General features: G+C 75.8%; 6 protein-coding genes and 1 tRNA gene. 4 read left to right on the forward strand and 3 right to left on the reverse strand.

Features of this window, described 5'->3' with window-relative positions:
* Nucleotides 1–6 precede the first annotated feature (6 nt).
* Nucleotides 7–82, reverse strand: a tRNA-Lys gene (locus tag ABD308_RS08215).
* A 58-nt stretch (nt 83–140) separates the two neighbouring features.
* On the reverse strand, nt 141–845 hold the full coding sequence (locus tag ABD308_RS08220; RefSeq protein ID WP_344329833.1) for a nucleotidyltransferase domain-containing protein: 705 nt from the start codon (nt 843–845) through the stop codon (nt 141–143).
* 116 nt (nt 846–961) lie between these two features.
* Here ABD308_RS08220 and ABD308_RS08225 point away from each other — a divergent pair, with 116 nt between their 5' ends.
* On the forward strand, nt 962–1,732 hold the full coding sequence (locus ABD308_RS08225) for an SDR family oxidoreductase (protein WP_344329834.1): 771 nt from the start codon (nt 962–964) through the stop codon (nt 1,730–1,732).
* Between the two features lie 56 nt (nt 1,733–1,788).
* Complete coding sequence (locus ABD308_RS08230; protein WP_344329836.1) at nt 1,789–2,496, forward strand: tyrosine-protein phosphatase; 708 nt, start codon at nt 1,789–1,791, stop codon at nt 2,494–2,496.
* Between the two features lie 28 nt (nt 2,497–2,524).
* Here the strand turns inward: ABD308_RS08230 and ABD308_RS08235 are convergent, their stop codons facing one another.
* Nucleotides 2,525–2,974, reverse strand: a complete 450-nt coding sequence (locus ABD308_RS08235) for an RICIN domain-containing protein (protein WP_344329838.1) — start codon at nt 2,972–2,974, stop codon at nt 2,525–2,527.
* 53 nt (nt 2,975–3,027) lie between these two features.
* Here ABD308_RS08235 and ABD308_RS08240 point away from each other — a divergent pair, with 53 nt between their 5' ends.
* Together ABD308_RS08240 and ABD308_RS08245 are read left to right on the forward strand one after the other, a co-directional pair.
* The gene (locus tag ABD308_RS08240; RefSeq protein WP_344329841.1) at nt 3,028–4,170 is read left to right on the forward strand and encodes a hypothetical protein; all 1,143 of its coding nucleotides are present in this window, start codon (nt 3,028–3,030) and stop codon (nt 4,168–4,170) included.
* Between the two features lie 112 nt (nt 4,171–4,282).
* Nucleotides 4,283–4,582, forward strand: a 300-nt coding sequence (locus tag ABD308_RS08245; protein WP_344329844.1) for a hypothetical protein, incomplete at its 3' end; no start/stop codon positions are given.

The raw sequence follows: 4,582 nt of genomic DNA on the forward strand, positions 1-4,582 counted from the left end.
TCGGGTTGGTGGGCCGCCAGGGGCTCGAACCCTGAACCTACGGATTAAAAGTCCGCAGCTCTGCCGATTGAGCTAGCGGCCCGTGGCCCGGCCGGGGTGGTGGCGGCGGGCCGCCGCGATCCTACCCGGTGGGACCGGGCTCACGCGTGGACGACCGGGGGGTGGGGCGTCCAGTGGGCGGTGCGGACGCGGCGGAGCCAGGCGTCGGCGGGGCGCTCGTCCGGGCGGTCGGGCAGGACGCCCGGGCGGTCGAGGCGGTCGGTGGCGGCGGCGAGCAGGCGTTCGGCGCGGGCCGGCTCGACGGCGATGCGCTCGCCGAGGCCGCGGACGCGCTCCGGGTCGGGCAGCCGGACCCGGTTGTGGCCGGTCTCGTGCAGGTGGACGGCCTGGTCGAGGAGGCGGACCAGGTGGCGGGCGTGTTTGGCGGCCCGGGCGCGGGTGGCCGGGTCGGTGCTGTCCCGGGTCAGCAGCTTGCGGAACTGCTGGGTGGCGTAGCCGAGATAGGCGTTGCGGACGGCCCGGACGCTGAGGAAGGAGCGGCGGATCGCGATCAGCTCCTCGCCGAGCGGGGTGCGGACCTCGTAGCACTCCTCGGGCAGCCAGACCAGTTCGGAGGCGGTGGGGTTGCAGCCGAGCGCCAGCCGGCACCACTTGGCGGCCTCGTGCAGGGTGCGGTCCGGGGCGGTGGTGACGTGCGACTCGGCGGGGCGGTGCAGGCCGTGGAAGCCCTCGGTCGGGGCGGCGAACAGGCCGAGCCGGTCGACGTCGGAGCCGGCGTGGGCCAGCCCGTACGCGGTCGAGCCGACGATGCCGGAGAGCAGGACGCTGCCGGGCGGGGTGGACATGGGCTGGACTCCTCTCGTCGGCCGGTCCCCGCGAGTCTGCCGGGCGGGGCCGCGCGGGGCGAACGGTTTTCCGCCCGCCCGCCGGTCGCGCGGGGCGGGCGGGTAGGGTGCGGAGCATGTCGACCTCGAACGGTTCCGAGCAGCCCGACGTCGTTCTGATCACCGGTGGCGGGCGCGGCATCGGCGCGGCCACCGCGCTGCTGGCCGGACGGCGCGGCTACCGGGTGTGCGTCAACTACCGGACGGACGAGGCCGCCGCCGCTTCGGTGGTGGAGACGATCCGGGCCGACGGCGGCACCGCGCTCGCCGTCCGCGCCGATGTCTCCCGCAGTGCCGAGGTGGCCCGGCTGTTCGACACCGTCGACGCCGAACTCGGCCCGCTCACCGCCCTGGTGAACAACGCCGGCACGCTGGAGCGGCAGTGCCGGCTGGAGGACATCGACGAGGAGCGGCTGAACCGGATCTGGGCCGCCAACATCACCGGCCCGTTCCTGTGCGCCGCCCAGGCCGTGCGACGGATGTCCACCCGGCACGGCGGACGCGGCGGCGCCATCGTCAACGTCTCCTCGGCGGCCTCCCGGCTCGGCTCGCCCAACGAGTACGTGGACTACGCGGCGGCGAAGGGGGCCGTCGACTCGATGACGCGCGGACTGGCCCTGGAGGTCGCCGCCGAGGGCGTCCGGGTCAACGCCGTGCGCCCCGGCCTGATCCACACCGGCATCCACGCCCTGGGCGGCGAGCCCGGCCGGGTCGACCGGGTCGCGCCGAACCTGCCGATGCGCCGGGGCGGGCGGCCCGAGGAGGTCGCGGAGGCGATCCTCTTCCTGCTGTCGCCGGCCTCCTCGTACAGCACGGGCGCGTTCCTGGACGTCTCCGGCGGACGGTGAGACCCGGCCCGTCCTCTCCTTCCCCTGGGACGGTCCGCGCCCATACCGTGGTGGCCATGACCGACGACGTGCAGTCCGCCTTCATCGACATCCCCGGGGTGCGCAACTTCCGTGACGCCGGGGGCGTCGGCGCGCTCCGCCGGGGCGTGCTGTTCCGCTCCGGCTCCTTCCACACCCTCACTCCCGAGGGTGCCCTGCGACTCAAGGCCCTCGGTCTGCGCACCGTGATCGACCTGCGCGGCGTCGAGGAGCTGGAGGCCTTCGCCGACCGGCTGCACGGCCTCGACCACGAGTCCCTCCACCTCCCCACCCTGCCCGCGGACCGGCAGGACACCACGCACCCCTGGCCGGAGGACCAGGCCGAGCTGTACCCGTTCATGGCCGCCACCGCCGGCCGGTCACTGGTCGCCGCGATCCGCCGGCTCGGCACCCCCGGCACGCTGTCCGCCGTCGTGCACTGCGCCGTCGGCAAGGACCGCACCGGCCTGACCATCGCCGTCGTGCAGTCCCTGCTGGGCGCCTCCGAGGCCGACGTCACCGCCGACTACCTGCTCTCCAACACCGGCCTCGGCCTGCTGGACGGCCCCACCCCGTACATCGACGAGACCGGCGCCGAGCGGATCTCCCGCCCGATCTCGGCGGAGCTGCTGGCCTCGTCCTTCGCCTGGATCCACGACCACCACGGCTCCCTCCCCGCCTACCTGCGCGCCCACGGCGCCACCGACGCCGATTTCGACGCCCTCCGCGCCAACCTGTCGGCGTAGCCGGGCAGATCGGGAGAGCGGCGCCGCACTACCGCCGTTCCAGGTGCCACCACTGGGCCGGGGAGTCGGTGTCCTCCCACTGGTGGACGGGGGCCGCCGGGTCCCCGTCCGGGGCGGTGAGCGGCTTGCCGCTGATGAAACTGGTGAGGGTGTAGGTGCCCGGGGCGTCGACATGGTGCTCGACCAGCCACTCCTGCGCACCGAAGGCGTTGGCGGACCACTGCTGGACCGGCACGCCGTCGTCGGTCGCGGCGCCGGTGACGTCCAGGCGCTTGCCGCCGGCGACGTTCTCGACGTGGAACAGCGCGCCGCCCGGGTGGACGGCGGTCAGCCGCCAGAGCTGGGCGTCCGAGCCGTCCTCGGCGCCGAGTCCCACCTTCACCCCGCTGCGGCGGCTGCCACCGGGGACCTCCAGCAGCAGGCCGGTGGCGACGTTGCGGATCCGGTAGAGGCCGTCGGTGATCTCATGATCGGTCACCGGGCGAGTCTCTCACCCGGCACCGACGACCACCGCACCCTAAGGTTCGGGGAATGGTGTTCGACCCTCATTCCACGCAGGACGGCCGCTCCGGCGGGCCGTCGAACAGTCAGCGGTCCACTCTCGCCGAGGCGGTGGAGGCCTTGGCGGCCGCCGTCGCCGGGTCGGCGGACGGTCCGGAGGGCGGGGAGCGCTTCGACGCGGCGCTGCGCCGGGTGGCCGGGGAGCTCGGGTCCGCCGGGGAGGCGGAGTCGGCGGCGGCCGGCCCCCGGCTGGCGGCGCTGCTGATGGACACCCCGCTGTTCCCCCGCGCCTACCTGGCGATGATGGTCGGTGCCTGCGTGGAGGGCGGCGCCGACCCGGCGGCCTGCGCCGACCCGGTGCTCGCCGGGCTGCGCGAGTCCCTGGCCGGCGCGCTGCTGCTGCTCGACCGGTGGGCTGGGGCCGGCGAGGACGCCCTGCCGGACCCCGACCGGGACGACCCCGGCCACGCCCACGCCCGGCTCACCGGGCCCGGGCGGACGGACGCCCGGCAGGCCCACCGGGCGGTGGCCGGCTGGTGGACGCTCGACCTGTGGCGGCGGGCCGCGTTCGCCCTCTGCACGCACGCCGCCGTGCGCCGCGCGGCCCGCGCCGACGGCGTGACCGAGGTGCTCACCGAGCTGATCGACCGCTACCGCGAGCGCTCCGAACAGCACGACCTCAAGGGCCTGCGCCACCTGGCGGCGGCCCTCGACGACGAGCCGCTGCTCGTCCTGCACCGCCCGAGCGGCACCGGCTACCTGCTCCGGATGGACGGCCTGACCGACAACTTCCAGCTGCACACGCTGCTCGCCGAGGCACTGATCGGCGGCGGTCACCTGCCCGGCACCCGCCCCGACCCGGAGGTGGTCGCGCTCAGCCGCACCCGGTGGCTGGACGGGCGCCGGTTCATCGCGACGGGCGCCTTCAACCTGGTCGCGCCGGACGGGGGCTGGATCTGGAACGAGGGCATGCCGGAGGACATCCCGGTGGTGGACGGCGTGCGGACCCTCGTCCTGGACCCGCAGCCGTACGAGCGGAGCTGGGCGGCCGGGCGGTTCGTCGAGCAGGTGCCCGGCGATCTGCGGCTGGAGCGGGTCCTGGCGCCGGAGGAGGCCGCGGCCCGGCTGGCGGCCGCCGCGCCCGCGCCGGCCTTCGAGCAGGCGGTGCGGTAGCCCGGGGGACCGGACGGGCCGGCGCGGGCGGCGGGTTATGGTCGGAAGCCCGGGAGCACCCCGGGAACCGGCCGCGGATCCGCACCGGATCCGCCGAGGAGTGGAGTCGACGATGGCGAGGATCCCGAACGCGCTCGCGAGCACCGCACCGGCCGCGCTGACCGCCGCGAGCGGCCTGGTCGGCGGCTACGGCGTCGCCCGGTGGACCGGGAAGCGGCAGCTCGGCGGCGCGGTGCTGGCGGTGGCCGGTGCCGGTGCCGCCGCGCAGTGGCACCGGCGTTCGGGCGCGCCCGCCGCGGCCGCGCTGACCGGCCTGTACGTGGCGGCCTTCGGCGGCTCGCACCCGCTGGCGAAGAAGATCGGCGCCTGGCCGTCCGTCCTCGCCGTCACCGGGGTGGTGACGGCCGGCTCG

The sequence above is a fragment of the Kitasatospora putterlickiae genome, from assembly GCF_039527695.1.
GTDB lineage: Bacteria > Actinomycetota > Actinomycetes > Streptomycetales > Streptomycetaceae > Kitasatospora > Kitasatospora putterlickiae.

Bases quoted from the DNA above. Each gene is read 5' to 3' on its own strand.
- ABD308_RS08220 (WP_344329833.1), bottom strand. From the start codon at position 845: ATGTCCACCCCGCCCGGCAGCGTCCTGCTCTCCGGCATCGTCGGCTCG.
- ABD308_RS08225 (WP_344329834.1), top strand. From the start codon at position 962: ATGTCGACCTCGAACGGTTCCGAGCAGCCCGACGTCGTTCTGATCACC.
- ABD308_RS08230 (WP_344329836.1), top strand. From the start codon at position 1,789: ATGACCGACGACGTGCAGTCCGCCTTCATCGACATCCCCGGGGTGCGC.
- ABD308_RS08240 (WP_344329841.1), top strand. From the start codon at position 3,028: ATGGTGTTCGACCCTCATTCCACGCAGGACGGCCGCTCCGGCGGGCCG.